Raw genomic sequence first — 13,577 nt, 5'->3', positions numbered from 1 at the left:
CAATGTACGTGATGACCGTAGATAGTTCGAATCGTCGGTTTCCGGCGTTCACATCCTCGCCCGAACTTCAGCAAGGCACGAACCGCAACCGGCCTGTAAACGACCGCTTTCGCGAGACCGATACTTCCGCTTCTGGCCCCTAACCGGGCCTACACGGACGGCAAACTGGTGGGCCGCGTAGCTCTTCCGCAGACCACAGCTCTCGCTGCTCACGAAGCCAATCAGCATGCGATATTCGACGCCTAAGGTTAGTCTGCACCGGACGGATGGCCCAAAGTGCGACGAGCAGGCTTCGAACACCAGTGGCCGTTCGTGCCACCAGCAGGAATGCAAGGGACGATTTGCAGGCGCGAGCCGCGTTAAGCAGCCACTGCTTCGCCAACTCAGTGAATCAGGACGAGCATTCTCTCCTCAAGTTCGGTCCAGCTACGTACTCTGCGGTCGCGGCAATTGCATCGGCAACGATGATGTTCGATTCCGTTAGACCCTGCGGAAGCACGATCACGCCGTCCTCGTCGGCGACCAGCCGGGCGCCAGGAATGAATGTGATTCCACCGAAGTGGACCGGGAGGTCCATCTCGCCCCTGCCACCGATGTCGGCTCGGCGCGGAATAGTTCCAAGCGCTTTTACTCCGATGTCCATCTCGTCAATCTCTGCCCGATCGCGGATCATGCCGTTGACGATCACGCCGACCCAACCGTTGCGCGTCACCAGACCGGCCATGACATCTCCAAACAGCGCACGCCACTCCAAACCGCCGGCGTCAATGACGAGCACCTGTCCATTTCCGGCTTGATTGATCAGGACGCGAAGCGCGCTGATCCCATCCGTGTAGCGCGCCGTGCGGATGTCGCCCGCAAAAGCGCGTCTCAGGCCGAATCCCACAAAGGGAAGCTCGCATACCTGCGCGCCATCGCAGGCGTCGCAAAGATCGGTTGTTTTGAAGCGCATGCGCACATCGTAGATGCGCGCAGTTGCCAGTGGATAGCGCATTCCGCGATAGCCCCGATGCCGTCTGAGCACTCGTGCCTGTAGCGCTGGCGCTGCGGCGAGCCTCCACAAGCTATGCCAAGCGGCGATAGCCCATGTGGCGCATCAGCACTACGCGCGCAAGTCCGATGGCCCCTAAAGTGCCGCCACAAGGTTCAACCCATGACGGACATCCAACTCAATTCGCGCATCCTTTTCTTGAGCGATGACCCCGAAGTCGTCGAGCGGCAGCTCCAAGGTGAAAACCTGGCTTTGGTCGAGGCTGGCGCGCTCCGGGACAGCATTTCAACGGACGAGATCACCCCGGCAACGGTAGGCACAGTCTGGGACGAGCGACTCGGCCGCTATCCCTACACGGGCTTCGTATCGGGGGGGCGTTGTCCAATCGGAATCGATGCGGTCAAGAACGGTGGTTTTGCGGTCACCGTCGCCGGCAAGCGTTACGGCAAGGGCTCTTCGCGCGAGCACAGTCCGAGGTCAGAGCGAACCGCCGGCATTCGTTTGGTGATCGCGGAAAGCTTCGAACGGATCTATCGCCAGAACGCGGACAACCTCGGCCTGTTCACCTCCACCGACTTCAGTCTCGTCGAGCGAATCCAGAATGGCGAGCCCATCGACGTCGAGGAGCTGGTGGCTTCGCGTGACGCTCAGGCGGCGGCAATCCTGCGCCATGGAGGGTTGCTGCGCTATGGGCGCGAGCGGATGAAGCAGATCAGCCTGCCGCCCACGGATGCCGCCAGCAACGGCCCCCGAACGCTGGTCGAGAAGATCATCGCGACGCACTTGGTCGTGACAGGCGACGGCGGCTCAGGTGTGAAGGCGGGCAGCGGCGCCTTCGTTCGGCCCGACTGGCGCTTTCTTATCGAGTACTACACACCGATGTGCGCGCACATGCTGCACGCAGAGTTCGGCCGGCCACTGCAGTTGCATGATGCGCAGAGCGTGCGGCTGTTCGAGGACCACACCTCCTATGTTCATCGCAGCATCGCCCACACGCGTGCCGGATTGATGCCTGCCGTTCAGAACGTCGTCCGCGAGCATCGCAAGTTTGTCGAGGAGCACGGCTTGATTGCCCACGGCCTGCTGGCCGATGGCGTTGGCAGCGAAGGCATTTCGCACCCGATGATGTCCGAGCGGTATGCATTGCCCGGCCAGATCGTTGTCGGCACAGACTCGCACACCACCCACAGCGGCGCACTCGGATGCATTGCCTTCGGTGTCGGCAGCACCGAGATGGCCAACGCCCTCGTCACCGGATTGGTTCGGATCACCGTTCCTGCGTCTCTGCGAATTGAACTCGCGGGTCGACTGGCAACGGGGGTGAGTGCCAAGGACGTCGTGCTACACCTGCTGGCTGACCCTCGTATTCGAGCCGGTTCTGGAGTCGGCAAGGTGTTTGAGTTCGCCGGTCCGGTGATCGCCCAGCTTTCCACCGACGAGCGGGCCACCCTGACGAACATGACCGCGGAGCTCGGTGGCTTCACCGGCATCGTTGCTCCCGACCAAGAAACCGTGCGCTTCTTGCGCGAACGCCGGGGCATCGACTTTCAGCTGGAGGATTGGATGCGCAGCGACGCGGGGGCTTCCTATGCGGAGATCATCCACGTCGACTGCTCTACGCTCGCGCCGATGGTGGCTCGTCCCGGCGATCCAGGCAACGGCGTGCCTGTCACTGAGTTGCAGGAGCGCCCCAAGGTTGACATCGCCTATGGCGGTTCGTGCACGGGCGGCAAGCGCGAGGACTTCGATGCGTATCACCAGGTGCTTTCGTGGGCTGTGGAGCGGGGCTTGCGCGTGCATCCGGACGTGAAGCTCTATCTCCAGTTCGGCACGATCGATGTTCGTGACTACTGTGTGAAGAAGGGCTATCTCGATGTCTTCGAACGCGCGGGCGCTGAGATGCTGCAACCCTCCTGCGGTGCGTGCATCAATGGGGGGCCCGGGACGTCGGAGCAAGCGGACGAGGTCACCATCAGCGCCATCAATCGCAACTTTCCTGGGCGATGCGGTCCTGGAAAGGTGTGGCTCGCCAGTCCCGCCACGGTCGTGGCGAGCGCGATCGCGGGTGAGGTCGCGTCTTTTGCGGAGGTGCAGGCTCGTGTTGACACAGGATCCTTGCATGCGGCCTGAACAAGAATGCCATCGGCACTCCGACGCCAAGCTGATCCTTCACCACCAAGAGCGCGAAGCAATCGCCGGCGATCCATGGTTCTCGTCGCTTTCGGCGAGCCTCCGTCACGACATCCTGCGACGTGCCCGGGTGCGACGCCATCCTGACGCCGATGTGATTTGCCGGCGCGGTGATCCCGCCGATGCCTGGCTGGCGGTGTTGGCCGGCGCGGTACGCATCGGATCCCATACACCCGAGGATAGGCAGATCACGCTGCGCTATGTCGAACCGGGCGTGTGGTTCGGGGAAGTCGAGATGTTCGATCTGAAGGGTCGCCCCTACGACGTCCTAGCGCACGGGAAAACCACTCTGCTGCGTGTCGGGCGGGAGGACGTGCAGCAGCTTCTGGTCGATCATCCCGAGTTCTGTCTTGCGCTGTTGCGTCTTCAATCGCAGCGCGCGCGGCAGCTATATCGTCTCGCGGAGGATCTGAAGACCAAGTCGTTGCGGGCTCGAATCGCACGACAGCTTTCGCAACTCGCACGCACCTACGGAGAGCCGGTGGGCGTAAGCGATCGGGAGGTGCGGATCGCCTTGCGTCTGCGGCAGAACGAGCTTGCCGACTTGGTAGGTTGCTCGCGGCAGAGGCTGAACCAGGAGCTGAAGCTGATAGAGCGGGACCGAACGATCCGCATCGAAGCCGGCGGCGTCGTCGTCTGTAACGACCAGGCGCTGCGGCAGATCTACGAACGCGCTTCATAACTGCCGACCCTGGGCGACAATCCAGTCCCCCAGCCCTGGCCCAGGAACATGCGTCGCGTCGATCCCGTCAGCCTTCAATTGTTCCTCGCCGCCGCGCGCGAAGGCTCGATCAAGCGCGCAGCGGATGCCGAGCACATTGCGCAATCTGCGCTCAGCCGGCGCATTGCCGACCTGGAGCACGCGCTGGGAGTGCAGCTCCTGAGCCGCTCCCCCCTCGGTGTCACCCTCACGGAGGCGGGGCAACGAGCGTATGCCCTCGGTGAAAAACTCGACGCCGATATCCAATCGTTCGCGCGAGAGGTGCAGGCGTTGAGTGGGGAGGTTGCCGGCACGGTGCGCCTGTTTGCCAACCTCTCCTCGATAGTTGGATTTCTGCCTGAGCGGCTGCATGCGTTTCGGGTCGAGTACCCGGACGTGGAAATCGTGCTGCAGGAGCGCTCGTCAAGCGAGTGCATCCGAGCCTGCCTGGACGACCGTGCGGATGTGGCGATCTGCCTCGCAGGCGTAGCCGCACCGCCTGCGCTTGAGTCCTGGCATTTCGCTGACGATCCGCTGATCGTGATCCTGCCGCCGAATCATCCTTTGACCAAGCAGCGCGCGATCCGTTTCGAGGAGGTGCTGCGTCACCCGATCGTGCGCATCCAGTCCGGTGGAGCGGGCGACAGCGTTATACAAGAGCAGGCTGAAAAGCTCCGGATGCAGTACACACCGGTTGTTGCGGTCAGCAGTTACGAGGCCGCCTGTCGCATGGTGGAGGTCGGCCTGGGCGTCGCAATCATGACTGGCAGTGCGTTGCGAGCGCTCGCCGGCACGAAGCGCTTCGTGCGACGACCGCTCGACGAGCCTTGGAAGGACCGGGAATTGCGCGTGTTTGCGCTCAAGAAATCAAGCCGGCTGCGGGCGGTGGACGCCATGATCGCTGCTCTACACAGCTGATCCTCGCACCCGTTTTCTGCTCGGCCCGAACCATCTGGGCCGGGTTGCCCAGCAGCTTCTTGCAAGGTATCGCGTACCGACATATCCCTTCTGACGCAAGAGCACTTCGCCCATCGACGGCATCCCACCTACAGTCCCCTCGAGCGAGCATCGCTCTACAAGAACTGCCAGGCGGCGCGGCCGCTGAGGCAGCGGCACCTTCCGCCAATCCTACGGAGACATCCATGCGCCTTTCATTGCTTCTCGGCCGCAGAGCCGCTGTCGCCCTTTCACTTTTGAGCCTCGCCGGCGCGTTCACGCCGGCGCAGGCGCAAACGGCCGATAGCAGGCCCCTGCGCCTGATCGTTCCCAACCAGGCAGGTTCGGGCGTGGACGCCGTGGCTCGTTCCATGAGCAATGGCCTGGCTGCTGCCTTCGGACGGCCGATCGTCATCGAGAACCTGCCCGGAAGTGGCGGGTTGATCGGGACACAGCAGATCGTGCGTGCCCCGAAGGACGGTTCGGTCCTGGGCATGGTGTCCTCCAATCACGTCATCAATCCCTTCATCTACAGGCAGGTACCGTTCGACGCCATCAAGGACATCACGCCGATTTCCGTGATCGCATCTTCCGCTCTGGTGCTGGCCGTGAACCCGGACACGGTCAAGGCTAGGACCACGCGCGAGTTCATTGCCGAGCTGAAGGCCAGCCCCAAGAAGTTCTCCTACGGTTCGGCCGGCAACGGAACAGTCCTGCACTTGGCAGCGGAGTATTTCCTCGGCGAGGCAGGAGTCCAGGCCCAGCACATCCCGTACAAGGGCACCGCCGCCATGACCACGGACATCATCGGCGGGCAGGTCCACTTCGGCATGTTGCCTCTGGTCGTGGCGGCCCCCCAGATCAAGGCGGGCAAGCTGCGCGCCCTTGCGGTAAGTACCGCGTCGCGCAATCCAGCCCTGCAGGATGTGCCGACAGTGGCCGAGAGCGGCATTCCGAACTTCGAGTTCGACAGCTGGTTCGCTGTCATCGGTCCGGCGGGCATGGCGCCCCAGTTGGTCGCGAGCACGTACCAGAAACTCAAGGAAGCGATGGCAACAAAAGAGATTCATGACAGCTTCGTGGCGCACGGCTTCACGCCGATGACGACCACACCCGAGCAGACGCTGCCCTTGCTGGTGTCCGAGCTGGAGAAGCACGGCAAGCTCGTGAAGCGGTCCGGCGCCACGGCTGACTGATCTCCCGCAATCCTGATCCCTGATCCAACGGAGAAGAAGGCATGAGCACGGTGGTTTCCCTCAACGACAAGTACGAGTTGCCGAAGGGCCGCGTGTTCATGACTGGCACGCAAGCGCTCGTGCGTCTGCTCATGGCGCAGAAGGCGCGCGACGAAGCAGCGGGCCTGAAGACCGGCGGCTTCGTCTCTGGCTACCGCGGCTCACCGCTTGGTTCCGTCGACCAGGAGCTCTGGAAGGCCAGGAAGCTTCTCGAGCAGAACAAAGTCACTTTCAATCCTGGCCTCAACGAGGAGCTTGCCGCCACCTCCATATGGGGATCCCAGATGGCCGGCATGGACCCGAAGGCCACGGTAGATGGCGTGTTCGCCATGTGGTATGGCAAGGGCCCGGGCGTGGACCGCAGCGGCGACGTTTTCAAGCACGCGAATGTCGCGGGCACATCGAAGTTCGGCGGCGTACTGGCGATCGCTGGCGACGACCATACGTGCAAGTCATCGACCCTGCCGCACCAAAGTGAACAGGCCTTCATCGCCGCCGCGATCCCCGTGCTCAATCCTTCAGGCGTACGCGAATTCCTGGAGTTCGGGCTTCACGGCTGGGCAATGTCGCGCTACTCGGGCTGCTGGGTCGGCTTCAAGGCCATCAGCGAAACCATCGAGACCACGTCGTCCTTCGAGATCGACCCGATGGCGATCGAGATAAGGGTGCCGGACAACCAGCAGGTGCTGGCGGGTTCACTGTCGATCCGTTGGCCGGATCCGCCGATGGAGCAGGAGGCGCGGCTGCTGCGCGACAAGCTTCAGGCTGTGCTCGAGTACGTCCGGCTGAACGGATTGAACCGGCAGGAGTGGAAAGTCCCGAACGCAAAATTGGGCATCGTGACCACGGGCAAGAGCTATCTGGATACGCGTGAAGCCCTGTCGCTGCTCGGCATTGACGAAGCCGGCGCCAAATCCCTCGGACTGCGTCTGCTGAAGATCGGGGTATCCTGGCCGCTCGAGCCTGACTGCGTCACGGAATTTGCCCAAGGCTTGGACGAGATCCTCGTCGTGGAAGAGAAGCGAGGTGTGCTCGAGCCGCAGATCAAGGAACAGCTGTACAACGCGCCCTCCGATTCCCGCCCACGCGTTGTCGGCAAGGCGGATGGTGGGGGGGAATGGGTCCGATCGCCGAACGGCTTCTTGCTGCCTCCGAACGGCGAACTCACGCCGGCGCTGATCGCCAAGGTCATTGCGCAGCGCCTGCTGCAGGTGCTCGGCGCTGGCGCACTGCCGCAGTCGGCGACAGCAATTCTGGCGGACGCCGGCTGTGCGGCGGCCCTCGATCCGACGCTACCACAGCGGCTGCCGTTCTTCTGCTCTGGGTGTCCGCACAACACTTCGACCAAGGTCCCTGAGGGCTCGCGAGCAGGTGCGGGGATTGGCTGTCACGGCATGGCGACCTGGATGGATCGCAACACGGGCAACATCACGCAGATGGGCGGTGAAGGCGCTGCCTGGATCGGCCATGCACCGTTCACCTCCGAGGGCCACGTCTTCCAGAACCTTGGCGATGGCACCTACAGCCACTCCGGTTCGCTGGCGCTGCGCGCCGCCGTCGCCGCGGGCGTCAACATCACCTACAAGATCCTGGCGAATGACGCAGTCGCGATGACCGGCGGACAGCCGATCGAAGGCAGCCTGAGCGCCATTCAGATCTTGCAGCAGGTTGCTGCCGAGGGTGTCAAGAACCTGCATTTGGTGTCCGACGACCCCGCGTCCTGGCAGGCCCTGGGTGGGCTGCCCGCCGGAGCGGTCGTCAACCACCGTGACCAGCTCGACGAGGTGCAGCGGCAGTTGCGGGAAACGTCCGGCGTTTCCGTCATCGTCTACGCGCAAACGTGCGCCGCCGAGAAACGCCGCCGCCGGAAGAAGAAGGAGATGGTTGATCCGCCGAAGCGCGTCGTGATCAACGAGGAAGTGTGCGAAGGCTGCGGCGACTGCGGGGCGCAATCGAACTGCGTCTCCATCGTGCCACTCGAAACGCCGCTCGGCCGCAAGCGTGCGATCGACCAGAGCTCGTGCAACAAGGACTACTCCTGCGTCAAAGGCTTCTGCCCCAGCTTCGTGACCGTCGAAGGCGGTGCTCTTCGCAAGGCTGCCAGAACCAAGAATGCGCTTCCTGCCAACCTGCCCCCGCCCATCATTCCGGCGCTGGAGCAGCCGTACAACGTGCTGATCACCGGCGTCGGCGGCACCGGCGTGGTCACTATCGGTGCGCTCATGGGCATGGCCGCGCACCTCGAAGGCAAGGGCGTCATCATCTTGGACATGGCGGGTCTGGCGCAGAAGGGCGGCGCTGTGATGTCGCATGTGCGCCTGGCTGCGCGGCCCGACGCACTGCATGGCGCGCGAATCGGCCAGAAGCAGGCGGACCTGCTACTGGCCTGCGATCTCATGGTCGCGGCAGGAAAGGAGGCCATGGCCGCATCCGGCATCGAGCGGACTGCCGCGGTCGTGAACACCCATGTCGCGCCCACCGGCGGCTTCACGAAGATCCCGGATTGGCAGGCGCGTCCCGACGACCTGTTGGAGCAGTTGAAGTCGGGGGTGAAGCAGGCCACGTCGATCGACGCTTCGCGGCTTGCTACCAAGCTGTTGGGCGACGCAGTGGCGACGAACGTCTTCATGCTCGGGTTTGCCTGGCAGCTAGGGCGGGTCCCCCTGTCGGAGGCAGCGCTGCTGCGCGCCATCGAACTCAACGGCACCGCCGTAGAGATGAATACCTCGGCGTTTGCCTGGGGACGTCAGGCCGCCCTCGAGCCGGACAAGGTGCGTGCGGCGGCCGGCGTCGACACGCCGCAAGTGATGCTACTGCCGCAGCGCGTACCTGCATTGGACACGGTGATTGCCGATCGAAAGACGCGGCTTGCCGGCTTCCAGAGCGAAAAATACGCACAGCATTTCGAGGACCTTGTTCGTGAACTGGCCGCCCTCGAGAACTCGAGATTGGGGAACGGCCGCGTGGCCCGCGAGGTCGCCGTCAGCCTCTACAAGTTGATGGCGTACAAGGATGAGTACGAGGTGGCCCGCCTCTACACGGACAGCGGGTTCTTCGAGCGCATAGACCGCGAGTTCGAGGGAGACTACAAGCTGCACTTCCACCTTGCACCGCCACTCTTGGCCAAGCGAGACGGCAATGGGCGTCTGCTGAAGAAGGCCTACGGGCCCTGGTTGGCCAAAGCTTTCCGATGGCTCGCCAAGGGCAAGATCCTGCGGGGCACGCCTTTCGACGTTTTCGGCTACACGGCGGAGCGCCGCAGCGAGCGCGCCGAGATCGAGCGTTACCTCGGGCAGATGCGGCAGGTGCTCGCCGAGGCGCGCCCCGAGCAGACTGCAACTCTTCTGGAACTCGCGAGGCTGCCGCAGACCATGCGCGGCTATGGGCATGTGAAAGAGGCGAACGTGAACGCTGCGCGCAGGCGCGAGGCTTACCTTCTTGAACAGCTGCATCAGCCGGTCGCAGCGAAGGATGCGCAAGTCCAGGACCGTGAAGTCCAGGTTGCCTGAGGAAATGACATGAAGAACCAAGATGTATTCGTCGTCGGTGCCGTCCGCACCGCCATCGGCAGCTTTGGCGGATCGCTGAAGGAAATTCCGCTTTCGCACTTGGCGACCACGGCGGTCAGGGCCGCACTGGAGCGTAGCGGGGTCGATGCTGAAAGCGTCGGCCATGTCGTAATGGGCAACGTCATACCCACTGAACCGCGCGACGCTTATCTTTCACGCGTTGCCGCGGTCGAAGCCGGCATCCCGCATCAGACTCCGGCGTTCAATGTCAATCGTCTCTGCGGATCCGGCTTGCAGGCCATCATCTCGGCCGCGCAGACGCTTTTGCTTGGAGAAGCGTCGATTGCCGTGGCCGGAGGCGCCGAATCCATGAGTCGAGGGCCCTACCTGCTGGCTGCTGCCCGCTGGGGCAGCCGGATGGGAGACATCCAGGCGACGGACTACATGATGGGCGTTCTGCACGACCCGTTCCATCGGATCCACATGGGGATCACGGCGGAGAACGTTGCTGACCGAGCTGCGATCACACGCGAGATGCAGGACGAACTGGCGCTGGAAAGCCAAGTGCGGGCTGCCCGCGCCGTTGCCGAAGGCTGGTTCAGGTCACAGATCATTGCCGTCGACGTCCCGAGCAGGAAAGGAACGGTCATCTTCGACACTGACGAACACGTGCGCGGCGGCACCACCCTCGAGCAACTTGCAAAGATGAAACCCGCGTTCAAGGAGAACGGGACTGTCACGGCCGGCAACGCTTCCGGTATCAATGACGGTGCTTCCGCCGTGGTGCTGGCTACAGAGGATGTCCTCCGGCAGGGAAAGTTGAAGCCGTTGGCACGGCTCGTGAGCTATGCGCATGCGGGCGTGGATCCCAGGTACATGGGGCTCGGCCCCGTGCCTGCGACTCATCTGGCGCTGCAGCGGGCGGGATTGACCGCAGACGACATTGACGTGATCGAATCGAATGAGGCGTTTGCGGCGCAGGCTTGTGCGGTGAGTCGGGCACTTCATTTCGACCCTGCGAAGGTCAACCCCAATGGATCCGGCATCTCGCTCGGACATCCTGTGGGAGCGACCGGCTCCATCATCGCCACCAAAGCCGTCCATGAGCTGCGGCGCATCGGCGGAAGGTACGCACTGGCTACGATGTGTATCGGTGGCGGACAGGGCGTTGCGGCGATCTTCGAGCGAGTGTGAGCATAGCTAGGTCGTCCAGCGCTCACTGCAAGCTCCGGACCGAAGCAAGCCTCATCACCTCGCTTCGAGCCTAGGACACCAGAAGTTGACGCGTTTCGTGTAGGGCCCCGAGGCAGTTGCGATCCGTGTCGCGACGCGATGGCCTTCCGGCATATCGTGTCGCTGTTCAATTCCGGCATAGCATGTCGTTCGCGACAAGATATACCGGAATCGACATAGGGGCCGTTCGCTGCCTCTATGGAGGGCTGGCCTGCCCGGAGGGGATCGAACCCCCGACAACCTGCTTAGAAGGCAGGTGCTCTATCCAACTGAGCTACGGGCAGACAGGTGCGCGATTTTACGGTGGCCGGCGTCGGCGCCGGACGACAAGGGCTCTGGCCTTTGCCCGAGGCCGGGGCGTGTCGCAGAGGGCCAAGGTGGAGTTCCGAATGGAGTTCAACATGAGCAACGACACCACCCGACCCGCTTCGCCTCGACGCCCGGTCACCAACGAGGAACCCGAGCTCGCCTTCGAAGAGTCGATCCCTTCGGACGGCAAGGATCCGGAGGGCGAGAAGATGATCGACGAGCTCGATCAGACCAAGCCCGACGAGACCAATCCGGATCGGACCGAGCCCAAGAAGGAGCCGCCGCCGGAGCCGATGCCCGAGCAGTTGCCCGTGAGTTGAGGCGGAAGAAAGAAGTTGGCTGGCGGGTGCGACTCAGGGGGGCGTTTTACCTGTCTTCGCGCCCTTGACCGATGGGTTCGGTGATCCGAGTTTGTTGTCGGGCGTGAGCACAGGGTCGTTCGGTTCGACGGGGGCGTCCTCGTCCGTGGTCTTGGTGTCAGTGTCTTTCGTCGAGAGCTCCCTCATTGCCTTCTCGGCGGGGCTGGGCTCATTGCCAGAGCCTGGCTTCGATGATGATTTCATGGCCGTTTGCTCCTACGTGGGAAACCAAGCTAGCACCGCCCGGTGCGAGACGTATGTAGGAGCGCGTCGTCGTTCGATGGTCCGGGGCGCCCGGGCCTCGATGGGACAAACAAAAAAAACGTGCAGAAGTGTCCTGCGCCGAGTGCCGACACCGTCCTACCTCATCCCCTCGTCTTCGCCTCGACCGCGCCGCGCGGGCCGCGGGTCCAACAGAGTGGTCGGCCGGCAGAGACGGAAAACCCCGCTCCCGTGCGCGGCGGCATTAAGCGGAGGTCCTTATGAAAACCATCTTGAACGTCATTGCTCTCGGCGCTGCGGCGTCGGTCCTCGCCGCGTGTACAACCCGCGTCACCCGCGAGGTGGTGCGCGAACAACCCATCGTGCAGCATCAGCCCACCGTCGTCGAGCGCGTGACGATCGTTCAGCCGCCACCGCCCCGGCAGGAGGCGCAGCCGCCCGCGCCTGCAGCCACCGGATACAGCTGGGTGCCTGGCCACTATGTCTGGCGCAACGGCAATTGGCAGTGGGAATCCGGCCAGTGGCGCGCTGGTTCCGTTCGTCCCATGCCGCCGGTACGAGAAGAAGTGCCGCCGGCACCGCCGCAGGCGGGTGCACGCTGGGTGCCGGGTTACTGGAACTTCGCGGGCACGGACTGGGTGTGGGTAAGCGGCCGCTGGCAGTAAACCTATTCGCCGCGCGTGTGCCGCGTGGCGATCAACGTCCGCGGCGTCGGCGAAGCATCGCGGCTTCTGGCGGGATGGCGGCCTCAAGTCTTCAGGTACTCGCGCACTTTGTCGGCCGAATTGCCCACGGCTTTCACAGCTTCGCGAAGTTGGTCTTCTGTGCAGCCTAGGCTCATCGCCCAGTCGCGGATCTCATAGTCCTGCTCGAGCGAGATGAACTTGCGATCGCGGCCGGTCTTGGTGGTGTCGTCTGGCATGTCGGTCTCCATTTTCTTGATGGCTCGAATGCGGCACGGATGCACCGTCCGCTCCTGTTGTGCGAGCGTCTGAATACGCTGGGTCCATTCCTGCTTGGTGCACATGCGTCCGTTTTCGCACCGGCCTGACAGTCAGAGAAATAGCGATGTAACGCTTTCGGCTGACAGAAAAAAACTGACACGGAGGCCAGTGTGGACCCATGCTCGACTTCCGGCACCTCAAGCCCATGCTGCTCGACGAACGCCCGCTGGACGTCGAAGAGCCGGGATGGATCTTCGAGATCAAGTTCGACGGCTGGCGCCTCTTGGCGAAGTTCGGAGAAGGGAAGTGCGAGCTACGGACCCGCAGGGGCGCCAACGCGACCAAGTGGTTCCCAGAGGTCGCGCGCGCGCTGGCCAGCGTGGGGGGCGGCCCCTACATCACCGACGGCGAGGCCTGCGTGCTCGACGACATGGGGCGCAGCGACTTCGATCGATTCCAGGACCGCGCGCGGCGCGGGGGCTGGTACGAGGGCGCGGACCCGGTCACCTACTGCGTCTTCGACCTCCTGGTCGACCAGGGCGAGGACATCACGCAGCTCCCGCTCACCGAACGCAAGGCGCGTCTGGCCAAGCTGCTCAAGGACCCGCCGCCCAGCGTGCTGTTCGTGAGCCACTTCGACAACGAGGCGCACGACATCCACACCATCGTCCGCGAGGCGGTAGTTCCCTTCGAGCTCGAGGGCCTGGTGGCGAAGAGGAAAAACAGCGTCTACGTGCCCGGCGTGCGGACCGCCAACTGGGTGAAGGTGAAGCGGAGAAATGCGATCCCGGCGCAACGCTTCCAGCGCGGGCCGAAGAGCAAGGACATCTCGATCGGATTGTGATCTGACACGCGACGCGCGGGCGAGCAGGCGACGCACGCGTCAAGCGACCAGCACGAGCCGCTTGACCTCGAAACACGCAGCGTTGCGACATGTATGTCGCAGCAA

General features: G+C 63.4%; 12 protein-coding genes and 1 tRNA gene. 9 read left to right on the top strand and 4 right to left on the bottom strand.

All coding sequences use genetic code 11. The annotated features are described in order from the left end of the window. Positions 1 to 391 precede the first annotated feature (391 nt). Positions 392 to 994 carry a ribonuclease E activity regulator RraA gene (gene rraA, locus AC3A6B_RS06725; RefSeq protein ID WP_487835973.1) on the bottom strand — a complete coding sequence of 201 codons (603 nt, stop codon included), beginning with the start codon at positions 992 to 994 and terminating at the stop codon, positions 392 to 394. 159 nt (positions 995 to 1,153) lie between these two features. Between rraA and AC3A6B_RS06720 the strand changes: the two genes are divergently transcribed. The 6 genes from AC3A6B_RS06720 to AC3A6B_RS06695 all read left to right on the top strand — a co-directional run bounded on the left by AC3A6B_RS06720 (position 1,154) and on the right by AC3A6B_RS06695 (position 10,755). Next, positions 1,154 to 3,121, top strand: coding sequence for an aconitase family protein (locus AC3A6B_RS06720; RefSeq protein WP_487835972.1), 1,968 nt, complete (start codon positions 1,154 to 1,156; stop codon positions 3,119 to 3,121). Continuing rightward, positions 3,111 to 3,863, top strand: a complete 753-nt coding sequence (locus AC3A6B_RS06715; RefSeq protein ID WP_487835971.1) for a Crp/Fnr family transcriptional regulator — start codon at positions 3,111 to 3,113, stop codon at positions 3,861 to 3,863. Before AC3A6B_RS06720 ends, AC3A6B_RS06715 begins: the two co-directional genes overlap by 11 nt. A gap of 48 nt (positions 3,864 to 3,911) precedes the next feature. Next, positions 3,912 to 4,799: a LysR substrate-binding domain-containing protein gene (locus AC3A6B_RS06710; protein WP_487835970.1), complete on the top strand. Its 888-nt coding sequence runs from the start codon at positions 3,912 to 3,914 to the stop codon at positions 4,797 to 4,799. Between the two features lie 224 nt (positions 4,800 to 5,023). Then, the gene (locus AC3A6B_RS06705) at positions 5,024 to 6,013 is read left to right on the top strand and encodes a Bug family tripartite tricarboxylate transporter substrate binding protein (protein WP_487835969.1); all 990 of its coding nucleotides are present in this window, start codon (positions 5,024 to 5,026) and stop codon (positions 6,011 to 6,013) included. Positions 6,014 to 6,054: 41 nt separating this feature from the next. Beyond that, complete coding sequence (locus tag AC3A6B_RS06700) at positions 6,055 to 9,561, top strand: indolepyruvate ferredoxin oxidoreductase family protein (RefSeq protein ID WP_487835968.1); 3,507 nt, start codon at positions 6,055 to 6,057, stop codon at positions 9,559 to 9,561. Positions 9,562 to 9,570: 9 nt separating this feature from the next. After that, positions 9,571 to 10,755, top strand: coding sequence for an acetyl-CoA C-acyltransferase family protein (locus AC3A6B_RS06695; RefSeq protein WP_487835967.1), 1,185 nt, complete (start codon positions 9,571 to 9,573; stop codon positions 10,753 to 10,755). A 246-nt stretch (positions 10,756 to 11,001) separates the two neighbouring features. Here AC3A6B_RS06695 and AC3A6B_RS06690 read toward each other — a convergent pair. Then, positions 11,002 to 11,078 (bottom strand) — tRNA-Arg (locus AC3A6B_RS06690). A gap of 117 nt (positions 11,079 to 11,195) precedes the next feature. Between AC3A6B_RS06690 and AC3A6B_RS06685 the strand changes: the two genes are divergently transcribed. After that, on the top strand, positions 11,196 to 11,423 hold the full coding sequence (locus tag AC3A6B_RS06685; protein ID WP_487835966.1) for a hypothetical protein: 228 nt from the start codon (positions 11,196 to 11,198) through the stop codon (positions 11,421 to 11,423). A gap of 33 nt (positions 11,424 to 11,456) precedes the next feature. On the opposite strand, the gene AC3A6B_RS06680 is transcribed toward AC3A6B_RS06685, so the two are convergent. Next, the gene (locus AC3A6B_RS06680) at positions 11,457 to 11,666 is read right to left on the bottom strand and encodes a hypothetical protein (protein WP_487835965.1); all 210 of its coding nucleotides are present in this window, start codon (positions 11,664 to 11,666) and stop codon (positions 11,457 to 11,459) included. 278 nt (positions 11,667 to 11,944) lie between these two features. Between AC3A6B_RS06680 and AC3A6B_RS06675 the strand changes: the two genes are divergently transcribed. Further along, entirely contained in the window at positions 11,945 to 12,349 is a 405-nt protein-coding gene (locus AC3A6B_RS06675) for a hypothetical protein (protein WP_487835964.1), read from the top strand. Between the two features lie 83 nt (positions 12,350 to 12,432). Here AC3A6B_RS06675 and AC3A6B_RS06670 read toward each other — a convergent pair whose 3' ends face one another. Beyond that, entirely contained in the window at positions 12,433 to 12,711 is a 279-nt protein-coding gene (locus AC3A6B_RS06670) for a DUF3606 domain-containing protein (RefSeq protein WP_487835963.1), read from the bottom strand. A gap of 95 nt (positions 12,712 to 12,806) precedes the next feature. Here AC3A6B_RS06670 and AC3A6B_RS06665 point away from each other — a divergent pair, with 95 nt between their 5' ends. Continuing rightward, a complete protein-coding gene (locus AC3A6B_RS06665) occupies positions 12,807 to 13,472 on the top strand; it encodes an ATP-dependent DNA ligase (RefSeq protein WP_487835962.1) in 666 nt (221 codons plus the stop codon). Positions 13,473 to 13,577: the final 105 nt, after the last annotated feature.

It is taken from the genome of Variovorax sp. Soil_C_33, assembly GCF_057656935.1.
The sequence above is the reverse complement of the archived record's forward strand: the minus strand, read 5'-3'. Positions and strand labels throughout refer to the sequence as shown.